General features: G+C 59.9%; 14 protein-coding genes. 9 read left to right on the forward strand and 5 right to left on the reverse strand.

From position 1 onward, the window contains the following. The 4 genes from dnaA to gyrB are packed head-to-tail and all read left to right on the forward strand — an operon-like array spanning position 1 to position 6209. Complete coding sequence (dnaA, locus tag ACI7M0_RS00005; protein WP_010951427.1) at positions 1 to 1521, forward strand: chromosomal replication initiator protein DnaA; 1521 nt, start codon at positions 1 to 3, stop codon at positions 1519 to 1521. Between the two features lie 40 nt (positions 1522 to 1561). Next, positions 1562 to 2665, forward strand: coding sequence for a DNA polymerase III subunit beta (gene dnaN, locus ACI7M0_RS00010; RefSeq protein WP_020192712.1), 1104 nt, complete (start codon positions 1562 to 1564; stop codon positions 2663 to 2665). Between the two features lie 15 nt (positions 2666 to 2680). Next, on the forward strand, positions 2681 to 3784 hold the full coding sequence (recF, locus tag ACI7M0_RS00015) for a DNA replication/repair protein RecF (protein WP_003253154.1): 1104 nt from the start codon (positions 2681 to 2683) through the stop codon (positions 3782 to 3784). A 4-nt stretch (positions 3785 to 3788) separates the two neighbouring features. Beyond that, positions 3789 to 6209: a DNA topoisomerase (ATP-hydrolyzing) subunit B gene (gene gyrB / locus ACI7M0_RS00020; RefSeq protein WP_003253152.1), complete on the forward strand. Its 2421-nt coding sequence runs from the start codon at positions 3789 to 3791 to the stop codon at positions 6207 to 6209. 64 nt (positions 6210 to 6273) lie between these two features. Here the strand turns inward: gyrB and ACI7M0_RS00025 are convergent, their stop codons facing one another. Beyond that, a complete protein-coding gene (locus tag ACI7M0_RS00025) occupies positions 6274 to 6681 on the reverse strand; it encodes an RcnB family protein (protein WP_010951459.1) in 408 nt (135 codons plus the stop codon). Positions 6682 to 6812: 131 nt separating this feature from the next. After that, on the reverse strand, positions 6813 to 8105 hold the full coding sequence (locus tag ACI7M0_RS00030) for a sigma-54-dependent Fis family transcriptional regulator (RefSeq protein ID WP_003253147.1): 1293 nt from the start codon (positions 8103 to 8105) through the stop codon (positions 6813 to 6815). A gap of 222 nt (positions 8106 to 8327) precedes the next feature. Here ACI7M0_RS00030 and ACI7M0_RS00035 point away from each other — a divergent pair, with 222 nt between their 5' ends. From ACI7M0_RS00035 to ACI7M0_RS00045, 3 genes are read left to right on the forward strand one after another with little or no spacing between them, the layout of a single operon-like run. Beyond that, the gene (locus tag ACI7M0_RS00035; RefSeq protein WP_010951461.1) at positions 8328 to 9212 is read left to right on the forward strand and encodes an MBL fold metallo-hydrolase; all 885 of its coding nucleotides are present in this window, start codon (positions 8328 to 8330) and stop codon (positions 9210 to 9212) included. 40 nt (positions 9213 to 9252) lie between these two features. Next, positions 9253 to 10521 (forward strand): FAD/NAD(P)-binding oxidoreductase, encoded by a 1269-nt coding sequence (locus ACI7M0_RS00040; protein ID WP_129931857.1) that lies wholly within the window; start codon positions 9253 to 9255, stop codon positions 10519 to 10521. Beyond that, positions 10518 to 11336, forward strand: a complete 819-nt coding sequence (locus tag ACI7M0_RS00045) for a sulfite exporter TauE/SafE family protein (RefSeq protein WP_104886847.1) — start codon at positions 10518 to 10520, stop codon at positions 11334 to 11336. Before ACI7M0_RS00040 ends, ACI7M0_RS00045 begins: the two co-directional genes overlap by 4 nt. Here ACI7M0_RS00045 and ACI7M0_RS00050 read toward each other — a convergent pair. After that, complete coding sequence (locus ACI7M0_RS00050) at positions 11325 to 12212, reverse strand: LysR family transcriptional regulator (RefSeq protein ID WP_014589207.1); 888 nt, start codon at positions 12210 to 12212, stop codon at positions 11325 to 11327. The genes ACI7M0_RS00045 and ACI7M0_RS00050 overlap by 12 nt on opposite strands. 234 nt (positions 12213 to 12446) lie before the next feature. On the opposite strand from ACI7M0_RS00050, the gene ACI7M0_RS00055 reads away from it, so the two are divergent. Further along, positions 12447 to 14093, forward strand: a complete 1647-nt coding sequence (locus tag ACI7M0_RS00055) for a GMC family oxidoreductase (protein ID WP_129931858.1) — start codon at positions 12447 to 12449, stop codon at positions 14091 to 14093. A gap of 97 nt (positions 14094 to 14190) precedes the next feature. Next, positions 14191 to 15810: an MFS transporter gene (locus ACI7M0_RS00060; protein ID WP_010951466.1), complete on the forward strand. Its 1620-nt coding sequence runs from the start codon at positions 14191 to 14193 to the stop codon at positions 15808 to 15810. Positions 15811 to 15984: 174 nt separating this feature from the next. Here ACI7M0_RS00060 and ACI7M0_RS00065 read toward each other — a convergent pair whose 3' ends face one another. Beyond that, positions 15985 to 16770, reverse strand: a complete 786-nt coding sequence (locus ACI7M0_RS00065) for a 1-acyl-sn-glycerol-3-phosphate acyltransferase (protein ID WP_010951467.1) — start codon at positions 16768 to 16770, stop codon at positions 15985 to 15987. Between the two features lie 46 nt (positions 16771 to 16816). After that, positions 16817 to 17344 carry a D-glycero-beta-D-manno-heptose 1,7-bisphosphate 7-phosphatase gene (gene gmhB, locus ACI7M0_RS00070; RefSeq protein ID WP_003253129.1) on the reverse strand — a complete coding sequence of 176 codons (528 nt, stop codon included), beginning with the start codon at positions 17342 to 17344 and terminating at the stop codon, positions 16817 to 16819. Position 17345 lies beyond the last annotated feature (1 nt).

Raw genomic sequence — 17345 nt, forward strand, 5'->3', positions numbered from 1 at the left:
GTGTCAGTGGAACTTTGGCAGCAGTGCGTGGAGCTTCTGCGCGATGAACTGCCTGCCCAGCAATTCAACACCTGGATCCGTCCGCTACAGGTCGAAGCCGAAGGCGACGAGTTGCGCGTCTATGCGCCTAACCGTTTCGTTCTCGATTGGGTCAATGAAAAGTACCTGGGTCGCTTGCTCGAGCTGTTGGGTGAGAACGGTAGCGGCATTGCACCAGCCCTTTCCTTATTAATAGGTAGCCGTCGCAGCTCGGCCCCAAGGGCTGCGCCCAACGCGCCGGTCAGCGCTGCCGTTGCGGCTTCGCTGGCGCAGACTCAGGCACACAAGACGGCCCCGGCCGCAGCGGTTGAACCCGTTGCCGTGGCTGCAGCCGAGCCTGTACTGGTCGAGACGTCTTCGCGTGACAGCTTTGATGCCATGGCCGAGCCCGCTGCGGCGCCGCCCAGTGGTGGTGGCCGGGCTGAACAACGCACCGTGCAGGTTGAAGGTGCGCTCAAGCACACCAGTTACCTGAACCGGACCTTTACCTTTGACACCTTCGTCGAAGGTAAGTCGAACCAGCTCGCCCGCGCGGCTGCCTGGCAGGTTGCGGACAACCCTAAGCATGGCTACAACCCACTGTTCCTTTATGGTGGTGTGGGTTTGGGTAAAACCCACCTTATGCATGCTGTGGGTAACCATCTGCTGAAGAAAAATCCGAACGCCAAGGTGGTGTACCTGCATTCGGAGCGTTTCGTCGCGGACATGGTCAAAGCGCTGCAACTCAATGCCATCAACGAATTCAAGCGCTTCTACCGCTCGGTGGACGCGTTGTTGATCGACGATATCCAGTTCTTCGCTCGCAAAGAGCGCTCGCAGGAAGAGTTTTTCCACACCTTCAACGCCTTGCTTGAGGGCGGCCAGCAGGTAATCCTTACCTCTGACCGCTATCCCAAGGAAATCGAAGGCCTGGAAGAGCGTCTGAAGTCGCGCTTTGGTTGGGGCCTGACGGTGGCTGTCGAGCCACCAGAGCTGGAGACCCGCGTAGCGATCCTGATGAAGAAGGCCGACCAGGCCAAAGTCGAGCTCCCGCATGACGCAGCCTTTTTCATCGCTCAGCGCATCCGGTCCAACGTCCGTGAGCTGGAAGGTGCACTGAAGCGGGTTATCGCTCACTCGCACTTCATGGGGCGTGACATCACCATCGAGCTGATTCGTGAATCGCTCAAGGATCTGTTGGCGCTGCAAGACAAACTGGTCAGTGTGGATAACATTCAGCGTACCGTCGCTGAGTACTACAAGATCAAGATCTCCGATCTGTTGTCCAAGCGTCGTTCGCGTTCTGTCGCGCGCCCGCGTCAGGTAGCCATGGCCCTGTCCAAGGAGTTGACCAACCACAGTCTGCCGGAAATCGGCGACATGTTCGGTGGTCGCGACCATACGACCGTGCTGCACGCCTGCCGCAAAATCAATGAACTGAAGGAATCCGACGCGGACATCCGCGAGGACTACAAGAACCTGCTGCGGACGCTGACGACCTGATGGCCGTCTGCGCAGCTAATTGAAGGCAAGGGACTAGACCATGCATTTCACCATTCAACGCGAAGCCCTGTTGAAACCCCTGCAACTGGTCGCCGGTGTCGTCGAGCGCCGTCAGACCTTGCCGGTCCTGTCCAACGTATTGCTGGTCGTACAAGGCCAGCAACTGTCGTTGACCGGTACCGACCTGGAAGTCGAGCTGGTAGGCCGCGTGCAACTGGAAGAGCCGGCCGAGCCTGGCGAGATCACTGTTCCTGCGCGCAAGCTGATGGACATCTGCAAAAGCCTGCCTAACGACGCCCTGATCGATATCAAGGTCGATGAGCAGAAATTGTTGGTAAAGGCCGGCCGCAGCCGCTTCACCCTGTCGACCCTGCCTGCCAATGACTTCCCGACTGTGGAAGAAGGCCCGGGTTCGCTGACCTGCAACCTGGAGCAGAGCAAGCTGCGCCGCCTGATCGAGCGAACCAGCTTCGCCATGGCCCAGCAGGATGTGCGCTATTACCTCAACGGCATGCTGCTTGAGGTTTCCCGCAACACGTTGCGCGCTGTATCCACCGACGGTCACCGCCTGGCGCTTTGCTCGATGAGCGCGCCGATCGAGCAGGAAGATCGACACCAGGTCATCGTGCCGCGTAAAGGTATTCTGGAGTTGGCGCGCCTGCTGACCGATCCTGAAGGCATGGTCAGCATCGTGCTTGGTCAGCATCACATCCGCGCCACTACTGGCGAGTTCACCTTTACCTCCAAGCTGGTGGACGGCAAATTCCCGGACTACGAGCGCGTACTGCCCAAAGGCGGTGACAAGCTGGTCGTCGGAGACCGCCAGGCGCTGCGTGAAGCCTTCAGCCGTACAGCGATTCTTTCCAACGAAAAGTACCGCGGTATTCGCCTGCAGCTGGCTGCCGGTCAACTGAAGATCCAGGCTAACAACCCCGAGCAGGAAGAAGCTGAAGAAGAAATCAGCGTGGACTACGACGGTAGCTCGCTGGAGATCGGTTTCAACGTCAGCTACTTGCTGGACGTGCTGGGCGTGATGACTACTGAGCAAGTTCGTCTGATCTTGTCCGATTCAAACAGCAGTGCGCTGCTGCAGGAAGCTGGCAATGACGATTCTTCCTACGTTGTCATGCCGATGCGCCTGTAACCTGTAGCAGGCGAAATGTCCCTTCGACGTATCATGGTCACCGCGGTGCGCAACTTGCACCCGGTGACACTCTTACCCTCCCCCCGCATCAACATCCTTTACGGCGCCAACGGCAGCGGCAAGACCAGTGTGCTCGAAGCCGTGCATTTGCTCGGCCTGGCCCGTTCATTTCGCAGCACCCGCCTGAATCCGGTTATTCAGTACGAACAGGCTGCCTGTACTGTGTTCGGCGAGGTTCAGCTGACGGAGGGTGGTACGAGCAACCTGGGTGTGTCCCGTGAGCGACAAGGGGAGTTTACTATTCGTATTGATGGGCAGAATGCGCGCAGCGCCGCGCAATTGGCTGAGTTACTGCCGCTTCAGCTTATCAACCCAGACAGTTTCCGGCTGCTGGAAGGTGCCCCAAAAATACGCCGCCAGTTTTTGGACTGGGGGGTGTTCCACGTGGAACCTCGTTTTCTGCCAGCCTGGCAACGCCTTCAGAAGGCGCTGCGGCAGCGGAACTCATGGTTGCGTCATGGTACACTTGACCCAGCTTCGCAAGCCGCCTGGGACCGGGAATTGTGCCTGGCTAGCGCGGAAATAGATGAATACCGTCGCAACTACATCAAGGCCTTGAAGCCCGTCTTCGAGCGAACCCTGAGCGAACTGGTCGAGCTGGATGGGTTGACCCTGAGCTACTACCGAGGCTGGGACAAGGACCGGGAACTGCAAGAAGTGCTCGCCTCCTCCCTCCTTCGCGATCAGCAGATGGGCCATACCCAAGCCGGTCCGCAGCGTGCTGATCTGCGTTTGCGGTTGGCTGGCAACAATGCAGCCGACATCCTGTCGCGTGGTCAGCAAAAGTTGGTGGTATGCGCATTGCGCATTGCCCAAGGCCACCTCGTTAGTCAGGCTCGCCGCGGTCACTGTATTTATCTCGTGGATGACTTGCCGTCCGAACTGGATGACCAGCATCGCCGCGCACTGTGCCGCTTGCTTGAAGAATTACGCTGCCAGGTGTTCATCACCTGTGTAGATCACGAATTACTGAGGGAAGGCTGGCAGACGGAAACGCCAGTTGCTTTGTTCCACGTGGAACAAGGCCGTATCACCCAGACCCACGACCATCGGGAGTGAAGGCATGAGCGAAAATCAAACGTACGACTCCTCCAGCATCAAGGTGCTGAAAGGTTTGGATGCCGTACGCAAGCGTCCCGGCATGTACATTGGCGACACCGATGATGGTAGTGGCCTGCACCACATGGTCTTCGAGGTGGTCGACAACTCGATCGACGAAGCCCTCGCCGGTCACTGCGATGACATCACTGTCATCATCCACCCGGACGAATCTATCAGTGTGCGCGACAACGGTCGCGGCATTCCGGTCGATGTGCATAAGGAAGAAGGCGTTTCCGCAGCCGAGGTCATCATGACTGTGCTGCACGCCGGCGGTAAGTTCGACGACAACTCTTACAAAGTATCCGGCGGTCTGCACGGTGTAGGTGTGTCGGTTGTGAACGCCCTGTCCGAGAAGCTGGTTCTGACCGTTCGCCGTAGCGGCAAGATCTGGGAACAGACTTACGTTCACGGTGTTCCACAAGCGCCCATGGCGGTTGTCGGTGACAGTGAAACCACGGGTACCCACATCCACTTCAAGCCATCGGCTGAAACCTTCAAGAACATTCACTTCAGCTGGGACATCCTGGCCAAGCGCATCCGCGAGCTGTCGTTCCTTAACTCGGGCGTTGGCATTCTGCTGAAGGATGAGCGCAGCGGTAAGGAAGAGTTCTTCAAGTACGAAGGCGGTCTGCGTGCGTTCGTCGAGTACTTGAACACCAACAAGACGCCGGTCAACTCCCAGGTGTTCCACTTCAACGTTCAGCGTGACGATGGCGTGGGTGTTGAAGTCGCCCTGCAATGGAACGACAGCTTCAACGAAAACCTGCTGTGCTTTACCAACAATATTCCGCAGCGTGATGGCGGTACCCACCTGGTGGGTTTCCGTTCCTCGCTGACCCGTAGCCTTAACAGCTACATCGAGCAGGAAGGCCTGGCCAAGAAGAATAAGGTGGCAACCACTGGCGACGACGCCCGTGAAGGCCTGACCGCAATCATCTCGGTGAAGGTACCGGACCCGAAGTTCAGCTCGCAGACCAAGGACAAGCTGGTCTCCTCGGAGGTGAAAACCGCCGTGGAACAGGAGATGAACAAGTACTTCGCCGATTTCCTCTTGGAAAACCCGAACGAGGCGAAGGCCGTCGTTGGCAAGATGATCGACGCGGCTCGCGCCCGTGAAGCCGCCCGTAAAGCCCGTGAAATGACCCGCCGTAAAGGTGCGCTGGATATCGCGGGTCTGCCGGGCAAACTGGCCGACTGCCAAGAGAAGGATCCTGCTCTCTCCGAACTGTATCTGGTGGAGGGTGACTCTGCGGGTGGCTCGGCCAAGCAAGGCCGCAACCGTCGTACCCAGGCGATCTTGCCGCTGAAGGGTAAAATCCTCAACGTCGAGAAAGCGCGCTTCGACAAGATGATTTCGTCCCAGGAAGTGGGCACGCTGATCACTGCGCTGGGCTGTGGCATCGGCCGCGAAGAGTACAACATCGACAAACTGCGTTATCACAACATCATCATCATGACCGATGCTGACGTTGACGGTTCGCACATCCGTACGCTGCTGCTGACCTTCTTCTTCCGTCAGCTGCCGGAGCTGGTCGAGCGTGGCTACATCTATATTGCCCAGCCGCCGCTGTACAAGGTGAAACGAGGCAAGCAGGAGCAGTACATCAAGGACGATGAGGCCATGGAAGAGTACATGACCCAGTCGGCTCTGGAAGATGCCAGTCTGCACCTGGACGAATCGGCGCCAGCAGTTTCCGGTGTGCAGCTGGAAGCGCTGGTGAATGAGTTCCGTAGTGTCATGAAGACTCTCAAGCGCCTGTCGCGCTTGTACCCCGAAGAGCTGACTGAGCACTTCGTCTACCTGCCTGAGGTGACCCTGGAGCAGTTGGGTGACCACGCAGTGATGCAGGCCTGGCTGGCCCAGTTCCAGGCGCGTCTGAACTCCAGCCAGAAGTCTGGCCTGGCTTACAACGCCAGCCTGCGTGAAGACAAAGAGCGCAACGTATGGCTGCCTGAAGTGGAAATTACCTCTCACGGTCTGGCCAGCTATATCACCTTCAACCGCGATTTCTTCGGCAGCAATGACTACCGTACCGTAGTCAACATTGGTGCCAAGCTTTCGAGCCTGTTGGGTGAAGGTGCGTACGTGCAGCGCGGTGAACGCCGCAAGGCAATCGTCGAGTTCAAAGAGGGCCTGGATTGGCTGATGAACGAGACCACCAAGCGCCATACGATTCAGCGATACAAAGGGCTGGGTGAGATGAACCCGGACCAGCTGTGGGAAACCACCATGGACCCGACCGTTCGCCGTATGCTCAAGGTCACTATCGAAGATGCCATCGCCGCTGACCAGATCTTCAACACCCTGATGGGTGATGCGGTCGAGCCGCGTCGTGACTTCATCGAAAGTAACGCGCTGTCGGTGTCGAACCTGGACTTCTGATCAGGTGTAATTCGCCAGACACTAAGAAGCCCGCTGATGCGGGCTTTTTAGTGCCTGCAAACAATCAGTAGCCGGTGAGAATGTTCACGATCACACCGCTGGCAATGGCCACCAGCACATAGTCGCCATTCACATACAGCCAACGATGATCACGAGGTGGCGCATACAGGTGGCGCGCTTTCCAGTCAGTTACCCAGTAACGGTCCCCACGGTAATGTGGATCAACGGCATGACCACGCTGCCACTGCTTATGAGGTATTGGCATGCCTTGTTGTGGGCGGAAGTTTGGATCACGGTAAGCAGGTCCGCGGCCATTGTCATGTCGGCCCTGGTGCTGTGGTTGACCATGTGGCGGGTTGCCTTGGTGCGATGGGCCGCCATCATGCCGATCAGGCGGGCCCGGTTGCGCGAAGCTTGCCAGCGGTGTGCTGAGCATGAGCGCGGCGCAGATCACGGTTAGGGCTTTCTTCATTTTGATGCGGTCCTCTGCCTGTTAATCGCCTGGCAAGTATTGATTGCCAGGTTCGGTTAACTGATCAGACCACGATTTTTCCCTTTCAATGTCAGGGCGCAGGTAAAGGTCCTGTAAAGTCTGGCGTTCTTTCAGTTCAGCCCGAGCGCTTTCAAGCGGCGATACAGCGTGCGTTCACTCATGCCAAGATGACTGGCCAGTTCACTGCGCGAGCCTTTGAACTGCTCCAGCGCCTGCGCCAGCTCACCCAAGTCATTGCGACGGCCACTTCCTTTAGCCGCGCCAGTCAGCCCAGTGTCTTCCGGTAAATGCTCCGGTCTGATTACTCCGTCATCGGCAAACAAACGCGCGCGTTCCAGAATGTTGCGCAGCTCGCGGATATTGCCCGGAAACGGATGCAACGCAAGTTGCTGCAAGGCGTCTTCACTCAGCCTGGGCGTCGGCTGGCCGGCCATGCGCTGCAACAGGCTCTGTGCGAGCAGCGGCAAATCTTCCACCCGTTCGCGCAATGCAGGCAGACGAATCGGGAAGCCGCTGATGCGGTAATACAGGTCTTCACGGAAGGAGCCATCCGCGACCATTTGTTTAAGTGGTTTATGGGTGGCCGATATCAGGCGGAAATCCGAATGCACAGTGCGCAGGCTGCCCACGGGACGGAAACTCCCGGACTCTATCAGGCGCAGCAACTTCACCTGCATCGCCAGCGGCACTTCACCAATTTCATCGAGGAACAAGGTGCCGCCATGGGCTGCCTCGGCCAAGCCGATCTTGCGCTGATTCGCCCCGGTGAACGCACCCTTCTCATAGCCGAACAGTTCACTCTCGAACAACGACTCGGTCAGACCGGTGCAGTCCACCACCACCAGTGGGCCGTTGGCCCTGGGGCTGCCCATGTGCACTGCACGGGCGAACAGCTCCTTACCGGTCCCCGACTCCCCCTGCAACAACACCGGGATCTGCGCCGGTGCCGCACGCTGCAGGCTGGCCAGCGCGGCCTTGAAGGTTGGCGCGCGGCCGACCAACCCTTGCTCCTGAGGCTGCGCCGAGGCGAGGGTGATGGTGGTGAGGCGTTCGACAAAGGCCACTACCTTGCCCTGTTCATCCAGGATCGGCCGCAACTCGACATCCACATGCTCCGGGCCGCGTGGTGTGTGATGAATGTGCAATACCCGCTCCGGTACCTTGCTGTCCCACGCCTTGCGCATCGGGCAATGTTCGCCAGCCTGGTCGCACGGCACAGCGTAGTGATGCGAAACCCTGTGACACTTCTCGCCCAGTGGGGCCTGATCATGCCGCCCAAACTGACGGCGATAGGCCGCATTGGCCGCGAGGATGTTGTAGTCGGTGTCCAACACGATGGTCGGGAGGGCATCGTGCTCGAGGTAGGAAACCAGAGCTAGGATGAGGGGATGGGCTTCAGGCATGACGGCACCGTATGGATGACCGACGCAGGGTAGCAAGGACTGCCAAACACTGCCATTGGCTGTCAGTCGACTGCCATCTGGGCTGCCAGTTTTGCCGGCAGCAGTCTGCAACTGGCCGGTTTTATTGGCCAGTGAGTGGCAAAAAGCCTGGCATGCATCTTGATAAAGCTCCTGTCACTGCCTACGCCTGTACAAGGCGGGGCGGATAAATTGGAGAACGTGATGATCATCGGCAACAACCTTCACGTGGACGCCTTCTACGACGAGGCGACCTCGACCATCAGCTACCTGGTCATGGACCGTGAAACCCGACAATGCGCATTGATCGACAGCGTGCTGGATTACGACCCCAAGTCCGGGCGCACCTGCAGCGCTTCGGCTGATCGCCTGATCGAGCGTGTGAACGAGCTGAATGCCAGTGTGCGGTGGGTGCTGGAAACCCATGTACACGCCGACCACCTTTCAGCCGCTGCCTACCTGAAGGAAAAGCTGGGTGGCCATACCGCAATTGGCGCGCACATTACCCAGGTGCAGAAAGTGTTTGGCGCCTTGTTCAACGCAGAGCCCGGCTTCGCCCGTGATGGCAGCCAGTTCGATGTGCTGCTCGAAGACGAGGAAGGTTTCCGGATTGGCAACCTGCAGGCCCGTGCGTTGCACACGCCTGGGCACACACCCGCGTGCATGAGTTTCATGATCGAAGATGCCGGCGAGATCGCGGTGTTCGTTGGAGACACCTTGTTCATGCCCGACTATGGCACCGCCCGCTGCGACTTCCCCGGGGCCGATGCCCGCACCTTGTACCGCTCAATCCGTCGCCTGCTGGCTTTCCCCGATCAGACGCGGTTGTTCATGTGCCACGACTACCTGCCAGGTGGCCGCGACATGCAGTACGTCACAACTGTCGCCGAGCAGCGCGCCCACAACATTCATATCCACCAGGGTATCGATGAGGACAGTTTCGTTGCCATGCGCGAAGCGCGCGACAAGACGCTCGAAATGCCTGTGCTGATCCTGCCTTCAGTGCAGGTGAACATGCGTAGCGGCCAACTGCCCCCACCGGAGGCGAACGGTGTGAGCTATCTGAAGATCCCGCTGAACAAGCTGTAAGCGCCCTGCCCCCATAATCAGATTTCCAGGATTTACCGCCATGCCTGCCTTGTTGTCCCCTGCCAATACCGACCACCACAAGGTGGTCATCGTCGGTGCCGGTGCCGCCGGGATCGCCACTGCTTCCAGCCTGATCAGCCGCGACCCATCGTTGGACGTCGCCTTGATCGACCCTGCCGAAGTGCACTACTACCAACCCGGCTGGACCATGGTCGGCGCCGGTGTGTTCAAGGCACCCAGCACTGCCCGCACCATGGCGTCGACCATTCCTCGCGGTGTGCGCTGGGTCAAGGCGCGGGTAAAGGGATTCGACCCATTGGCCCAGTTGGTCATCCTCGATGATGGTCGCGCCATCAGCTATGAACAGCTGATCGTCTGCCCCGGCCTCAAGCTGGACTGGGCGGCCATTGATGGGCTCAGCGAGACCCTGGGCCGCAACGGTGTCACCTCCAACTATCGCTACGACCTGGCACCCTATACCTGGGAACTGGTGCAAAAGCTCAAGCAAGGACGCGCGGTGTTCAGCCAGCCGCCCATGCCGATCAAGTGCGCCGGTGCACCACAGAAGGCGCTGTATCTGTCTTGCGACCACTGGCTGCGCCATGGCCATTTGGGGGCGGTGAAAGCCAGCTTCTACAATGCGGGTGCCGTACTGTTCGGTGTCGCGGATTACGTGCCCGCGCTGATGAAGTACATCGAGAAATACGCCGTCGACCTCAACTTCTCCCACAGGTTGGTTGCAGTAGACGGCCCGGGAAGGCGCGCTACATTCTTGCGTACCCTGCCCGATGGCAGCAGCGAAACGCGCATCGAGGCCTTCGACATGCTGCACGTGGTACCGCCACAGGTGGCGCCAGACTTCATTCGCGAAAGCCCCTTGGCTGATAGCTCCGGCTGGGTTGACGTCGATCCGCATACCCTGCGTCATCGCAAATACACCAACGTTCATGCCCTAGGTGACGTGGCTAACACCAGCAATGCCAAGACCGCCGCTGCGGCGCGCAAGCAGGCACCGGTGGTCGCCAACAATGTGCTGGTGGCGCTGGGCAGGCTGGCGACCCTGGCCCAGTACGACGGCTATGGCTCGTGCCCGCTTACCGTCGAGCGCGGCAAGATCGTCCTGGCCGAGTTCACCTATGGCGGCAAGCTGGCACCGAGCTTCCCTAACTGGTTACTGGATGGCCGCAAGCCGACACGTCTGGCCTGGCTGCTCAAGGCACAGGCGCTGCCACCGCTGTACTGGCAAGGCATGCTCAAGGGGCGCGAGTGGTTGGCACGCCCGCAGCTGGTAGCCGAGGGTGGGCAGTGATCGAGCATCAACTGTTAGGGGCGGGCCTGGGCGCAATCATCGGCGCGGTGCTGGCGCTGACCGGCGCAGGCGGTGGCATTCTCGCAGTACCCTTGCTGGTGTTCGGCCTGGGGCTATCGATGGTCGAAGCGGCACCGGTGGGCCTGTTGGCTGTAGGTATGGCTGCAGCGGTTGGTGCGGTGCTGGGCTTGCGCCAAGGGCTGGTGCGTTATCGGGCTGCGCTGTTCATTGCGTTGGTTGGTGTGGCAGCAGCGCCGTTCGGGCTGATGCTGGCGCACCGCCTGCCGAATGCACCGTTGCAGGTGGTATTCGCCGGCGTGCTGGTTTATGCCTGCCTGCGCATCTGGCGCAAGGCGACCAAAGAACTGCGTGGCGAAGCCAATGACGCTCATCGCTTTATCGAGCCGTGTGTGCTGAACCCGCTGCAGGGGCGTTTGCGCTGGACTCTGCCCTGTGCGCGCGCACTGGCATTCACGGGAGCCTTGTCCGGGTTGTTGTCCGGCTTGCTGGGCGTGGGTGGGGGGTTCGTCATCATCCCTGCCCTGAACCGCTACACCAACCTGCGCATGGCCAGCATCGTTTCCACTTCGCTGGCGGTGATTGCCCTGGTCTCTACCGGCAGTGTGGTCAGCGCCAGCCTTGCGGGCGTCATGCACTGGCAGGTTGGCGCCCCGTTTGCCGTCGGCGCAGTGCTCGGTCTGCTGCTGGCGCGGCCCTTGGCAGCCAGGTTGGCCGGGCCGCGTCTGCAGCAGATGTTTGCCGTGGCAGGTTGGGCCGCTGCCCTGTTGTTGGCCGGCAAGGCACTACTCGGCTAGCAACTCGCTTTGTTCGGCCGCGCACAACGCCAGCAGGTAATCCCACACCACCCGCAGGCGCACAGACTTGTGCAGCTCACGGCGGGTGCAGATCCAGTAGCTGCGCTGGATGGTTTCACCCGGCAGCACGCGCACCAGTGTCGGGTCGTGGCGGGCCATGTAGTTGGGCAGCACGGCGATGCCCAGCCCGGCGCGGGCGGCGGCTTGCTGGGCGATCACGCTGGTGCTGCGAAACACCACGTTGGGTGCTCGGCAGAAACTGTTGAGAAACAGCAGTTCCTGGCTGAACAGCAAATCGTCAACGTAGCCGATCCAGCTGTGCCGGGCCAGGTCTTCGCGGTGGCGCAGTGGCGGCGCGCGGTCCAGGTAGTCCTGGCTGGCGTACAGCGCCAAGCGGTAGTCGGTGAGTTTGCGGGTGATCAGCAGATCGGCGTTGGGCCGCTCCAGATGGATGCTGATTTCTGCCTCGCGGTTGAGGATGCTGACGAAGCGCGGCACCGCTACCAGTTCCACCTCCAGGCCGGGGTAGCGCTCGAACAACGCGTTCATGCGTGGGGTGAAGAACATGATGCCGATGCCTTCGGTTACCCCCAGGCGAATCTTGCCCAGCGGGGTGATGGCCTGGGTGATTTCCTCCTGTGCCAGCAGGGCGACGTTCTCCATGGCTTCGGCATGCTTGAGCAGGGCTTGGCCCGAGGGGGTCAGCTCGTACCCCTGGGCATGTTGCACGAACAGCGCGGTCCCCAGGCTCTGCTCGATGCTCTCGATATGCCGGGCCACGGTGCTGTGGGTAGTGTTCAGGCGCTTGGCGGCGGTCAGCAGGCGGCCGCTGCGCTGCAATTCGAGGAAAAAACGCAGATCATTCCAGTCGAACATGCTTGTCCCTTATGGCAGTTCGTTCCGGCCTCTTCACGGGAATGCCCCACAGGTGCGGTGAACACCCTGAAGGTAACGTGATCCCTGAGGTGCGGGCGAGCCCGCGAAGAGGTCGGTACAGGCTTGCCACTGTGCTAAAACGCACAGCGGCTGCGCGAAATCTCGTGTTTCATCCACGAAATTACTCACTAAGATGGATCGGGACAAGAATAAAAAACAGGCGCGAGGTTGCACATGCCATCAGCCGATTCTGTCTTCGACTACGTGGTCGTAGGGGCCGGCCCCGCCGGATGCCTGCTGGCCAATCGTTTGTCCGCCGACCCTTCCTGCCGCGTGCTGCTGCTGGAGGCGGGGGGCCGTGACAATTATCCCTGGATCCACATCCCCGTTGGTTACCTCTACTGCATCGGCAACCCGCGCACAGACTGGTGCTTCAAGACCGAGGCACAACCTGGCCTCGGCGGTCGCGCTTTGGGTTATCCAAGGGGCAAGGTGCTAGGTGGCTGTTCGTCGATCAACGGCATGATCTACATGCGGGGCCAAGCCGCCGACTACGACCATTGGGCCGCGCAAGGCAACGACGGCTGGGCGTGGAAAGATGTGTTACCGCTGTTCAAGGCCAGCGAAAACCACTTTGCAGGCGCCAGCGAGCACCACGGCGCGGAGGGCGAATGGCGGGTCGAGCGCCAACGCTACAGCTGGCCGATCCTTGATGCTTTCCGAGATGCCGCCGAGCAGAGCGGTATTGGCAAGGTCGACGATTTCAACACCGGCGACAACCAGGGTTGTGGATATTTTCAGGTCAACCAGCGCAGTGGTGTGCGCTGGAATGCTTCCAAAGCTTTCCTGCGGCCGATCAAGGATCGCGCCAACCTCACTGTGCTGACCGGCGTGCAGGTTGACCAGGTACTGCTCGACAACACCCGCGCAAGGGCGGTGAAGGCGCTCTGGCAAGGGGCCTGGCATGAGTTTGCGGCGCGCCGCGAGATCATCCTCTGTGCTGGGGCGGTAGGTTCACCGGGCATCCTACAGCGCTCCGGCATCGGCCCGCGTCAGTTGCTGGAAAGCTTGGGTATTGGTGTTCGCCACGACATGCCAGGCGTTGGTGGCAACTTGCAGGACCACCTGCAACTGCGCCTGATCTACCAGATCCGCAACGCCCGTACCTTGAACCAGATGGCCAACAGCCTGTGGGGCAAGATGGGCATGGGCCTGCGTTACCTCTACGACCGTAGCGGGCCGCTGGCCATGGCGCCGAGCCAGTTAGGCGCGTTCGTGCGTTCAAGCCCTGAACAGGCCACCGCCAACCTTCAGTATCACGTGCAGCCGCTGTCACTGGAACGCTTCGGTGAGCCGTTGCATCAGTTCCCGGCCTTTACTGCCTCGGTGTGTAACCTGCGCCCGGCCAGCCGCGGGCGCATCGACATCTGCAGCACCGACATGAACAGCACGCCGCTGATCGACCCCAATTACCTCAGTGCTCCGCAGGACTTGCGGGTTGCTGCCGATGCCATTCGCCTTACCCGGCGCATCGTCCAGGCCCCTGCCCTCGCCGCTTTCGAGCCCAAGGAATATTTGCCGGGCCCAGCGCTGCAAAGCGAGGAAGACCTGTTCGAGGCCGCTGGCAAGATCGGCACCACCATCTTCCACCCGGTCGGTACCTGTCGCATGGGCAACGGTGCCATGGACGTTGTGGATAACCAGCTGCGCGTGCATGGCATCCCCGGTCTTCGCGTGGCTGATGCTTCGATCATGCCGCACATAACTTCCGGCAATACGTGTTCCCCCACCCTGATGATCGCCGAAAAGGCGGCGCAACTGATCCTCAAAGGAGCTGCTACCCAGACCTACCTGAACCAAGACGCGTTACCGACGCCCTGACCCGGGTGCGTGCAGTACCGGCGGCTTGCGGTCAGAAGTCGCCGACAGTGGAACAACAAGAATAATCACTGTGGCCTAAGGGCCGAGGACAGCAACGATGTCGGATTACATCCAAGAGCAGGGGGCGGCGGCCAGCAGCTCCAGCCGCCGTGAAGAACGCAAGATCATTTTCGCGTCATCTCTCGGGACGGTTTTCGAGTGGTATGACTTTTTTCTCTATGGTGCGCTGGCAGCGGTCATTAGCAAGCAGTTCTTCGCTGGCGTGAACGATACCACCGCTTTCATCTTCGCCCTGATGGCCTTCGCTGCGGGCTTTCTGGTGCGGCCGTTTGGCGCGCTGGTGTTCGGCCGCCTGGGTGACATGATCGGGCGCAAGTACACCTTCCTGGTCACCATCGTGCTGATGGGCCTGTCCACTTTCGCTGTGGGGTTGTTGCCCACCTACGCCAGCATCGGCATCGCCGCACCGATCATCCTGGTGATCCTGCGCATGCTTCAAGGGCTGGCGCTGGGCGGCGAGTATGGCGGTGCAGCCACTTACGTGGCCGAGCATGCGCCGCCCGGCAAGCGGGGCTTGCACACTGGTTTCATCCAGTCCACCGCAACGCTGGGCCTGTTGTTGTCGCTCTTGGTGGTGCTGGGTAGCCGGTATATCAGTGGCGACCAGTTCGAGACCTGGGGCTGGCGCTTGCCGTTCCTGCTGTCGATCGTGCTGCTGGCGATCTCCACCTGGATTCGCATGAGCATGCACGAGTCGCCGGCCTTTGTGAAAATGAAGGCTCAGGGTAAGGTCAGCAAGTCGCCCATCCGTGAGTCATTCACCTCCTGGCCAAACCTGAAAGTGGTGCTTACCGCCCTGTTCAGCATCAACGCGGGGCAGGCTGTGACCTTCTACACGGCGCAGTTCTACGTTCTGTTCTTCATGACCCAGATGCTGAAAATGGACTCGGCTCAGGCCAACACCCTGCTCATCATCAGCGTTGTGATTGGCGCGCCGTTCTTCGTGTTCTTCGGCTGGTTGTCCGACCGTATCGGCCGCAAGCCGATCCTGATGCTCGGCCTGTTGCTGGCCACGGTACTGTACTTCCCACTGTTCAAGGCGCTGAGCCACTACGCCAACCCGCAGATCGACGCTGCCAGCCGTCAGGCGCCGATCGTGGTCACCGCCGACCCGCAAGGCTGCACATTCCAGTTCGACCCAGTGGGCAAGGCTCGTTTTGACAGCCCGTGCGACAAGGTCAAGACCTTCCTGGTCAAGCAGGGCCTGCCGTACAGCTCGGTTAGCGTGGCCGGCAGTGAAGTGGTGGTCAACATCGGTGACAAGACCATCAACGGCTTTGACGAAACCGCCATGCGTGCTGCAATCGAGCAGGCTGGTTACCCGGCCAAGGCCGACCCTGCGCAGGTCAACCAGGTAATGGTGGTGGTACTGATCGTGGCGATGATCCTGATCGCGACCATGACCTATGGCCCGTTGGCGGCGGTGATGGTCGAGCTGTTCCCGACCCGCATCCGCTACACCTCGATGTCGCTGCCCTACCACATTGGTAATGGCTGGTTTGGTGGTTTCCTGCCTACCGTATCGTTTGCGCTGGTGGTCTATACCGGGGATATCTTCTACGGGCTGTGGTACCCGGTGCTGGTGACCGGGATCAGCCTGGTGGTTGGGATCTTCTGTCTGAGAGAAACCAAGGATGTAGATATCGACAAAGTCTGATGTCCACATGCCATAAAAAAACCGGCTGTAAAAGCCGGTTTTCTTATGCCTCAAAAAAACTTATGCACGATTTTCAGAAAAAATTCATACAAAGAAATAACTAGCAAATTCATACACTTAGCTATCAATTCAAGCATTTAATCCAAAAACTGCACACAAGTTATCCACAGAAGGTCAAGCCATCTGCTCCTGAGGTTTTTCAGCAGCTGGCGGCAGCGATCCCATGGCCCGCTGGGTCGCTTCGTTCCAAGCTGCAGCGCGGTCGTTGAGTTCGGCGATGGCACGTGGCCCTGTGCCGTTGGCGTACATCGGCTCACCAATTACCACTTCGATTGTACCGGCGCGCTTGCCCCAACCGGTCTTGGGCCAGAACTTGCCGGCGTTGTGGGCAATCGGCAGCACTGGCAGCCCGGCATTCACGGCCAGGGCGGTACCGCCGCGGGAAAACTTGCCGATGGTGCCGAACGGCACGCGGGTGCCTTCTGGGAAAATCAGCACCCATGTCTTCTGCTTGAGCAGTTCGTCACCCTTGCTCGCTACCTGGCGCAACGCTTCCTTGGGGTTGTCGCGGTTGATCGCGATGGGCCGCAGCATGGCCATGGCCCAGCCGAAGAACGGTACATACAGCAGCTCGCGCTTGAGCACCTGGCTAAGCGGCGAGAAGTACTGGGAAAGGAAGAAGGTTTCCCAGGTGCTCTGGTGATTGGACAAAATCACGCAAGGCTCAGCTGGCACGTTCTCGGCGCCAGTGATCTTGTAGTCGATGCCCAGGATGGTGCGCACCAGAAACAGCGCGCAGCGGCACCAGTACACGTTGATGAACTTGTAGCGCTTGGGGAACGACAGGAACGGCGCGACGAAGAAGCTCAGCGAGCACCACAGCAGCGAACTGGTGCCCAGCAGCAGGTAAAAAAGAAAGATTCTGATCGCCTGCAGGATCGACATAGTGGCTTGTACCATTGCGGGGCATGCCCGCCTGAGAAAAATGCGCCAGAAGGCGCACTGTTTAAATTAGTTCTCTGGCGATAGCTGCCAGATCGTCGAAAATCAGTGTAGTTTCCGGGACGCCTTTTTCCAGGGTCCGCTCGCCCTTGCCGGTCTTCACCAGCACGGGTTGTGCACCGACGGCCAGGGCGGCCTCAAGGTCACCTTTGCTGTCGCCGACGAACCAGACGCCTTCAAGGCCAATCTGGTAATGCTCGGCGATCGCCCGCAGCATGCCGGGCTTGGGCTTGCGGCAATCGCACCCTTCGTCCGGCCCATGCGGGCAATACACGATGTGGCCCACCTCGCCGCCCTGCTCGGCCACCAGCGCGCGCAGGCGCGCGTGCATGGCCTCAAGGGTTGCCAGCGGGTAGTAGCCACGGGCAATGCCAGACTGGTTGGTGGCCACGGCCACCGTCCAGCCCGCCTTGCTCAACTGCGCGATCGCATCGACCGAACCGGGGATCGGCACCCATTCTTCCAGCGTCTTGATGTACGCATCGGAGTCGTAGTTGATCACCCCGTCACGGTCGAGAATCAGCAGTTTCAAG

This window comes from Pseudomonas sp. 10(2024) (genome assembly GCF_045164175.1).
GTDB classification, from domain to species: domain Bacteria; phylum Pseudomonadota; class Gammaproteobacteria; order Pseudomonadales; family Pseudomonadaceae; genus Aquipseudomonas; species Aquipseudomonas alloputida.

What these genes read in the sequence shown, in the direction of transcription:
- dnaN (WP_020192712.1), top strand. Translation starts at nt 1,562, where the DNA reads ATGCATTTCACCATTCAACGCGAAGCCCTGTTGAAACCCCTGCAACTG.
- recF (WP_003253154.1), top strand. Translation starts at nt 2,681, where the DNA reads ATGTCCCTTCGACGTATCATGGTCACCGCGGTGCGCAACTTGCACCCG.
- ACI7M0_RS00050 (WP_014589207.1), bottom strand. Translation starts at nt 12,212, where the DNA reads ATGTTCGACTGGAATGATCTGCGTTTTTTCCTCGAATTGCAGCGCAGC.
- ACI7M0_RS00040 (WP_129931857.1), top strand. Translation starts at nt 9,253, where the DNA reads ATGCCTGCCTTGTTGTCCCCTGCCAATACCGACCACCACAAGGTGGTC.
- ACI7M0_RS00055 (WP_129931858.1), top strand. Translation starts at nt 12,447, where the DNA reads ATGCCATCAGCCGATTCTGTCTTCGACTACGTGGTCGTAGGGGCCGGC.
- ACI7M0_RS00030 (WP_003253147.1), bottom strand. Translation starts at nt 8,105, where the DNA reads ATGCCTGAAGCCCATCCCCTCATCCTAGCTCTGGTTTCCTACCTCGAG.
- ACI7M0_RS00025 (WP_010951459.1), bottom strand. Translation starts at nt 6,681, where the DNA reads ATGAAGAAAGCCCTAACCGTGATCTGCGCCGCGCTCATGCTCAGCACA.
- ACI7M0_RS00035 (WP_010951461.1), top strand. Translation starts at nt 8,328, where the DNA reads ATGATCATCGGCAACAACCTTCACGTGGACGCCTTCTACGACGAGGCG.
- ACI7M0_RS00065 (WP_010951467.1), bottom strand. Translation starts at nt 16,770, where the DNA reads ATGGTACAAGCCACTATGTCGATCCTGCAGGCGATCAGAATCTTTCTT.
- ACI7M0_RS00060 (WP_010951466.1), top strand. Translation starts at nt 14,191, where the DNA reads ATGTCGGATTACATCCAAGAGCAGGGGGCGGCGGCCAGCAGCTCCAGC.
- gyrB (WP_003253152.1), top strand. Translation starts at nt 3,789, where the DNA reads ATGAGCGAAAATCAAACGTACGACTCCTCCAGCATCAAGGTGCTGAAA.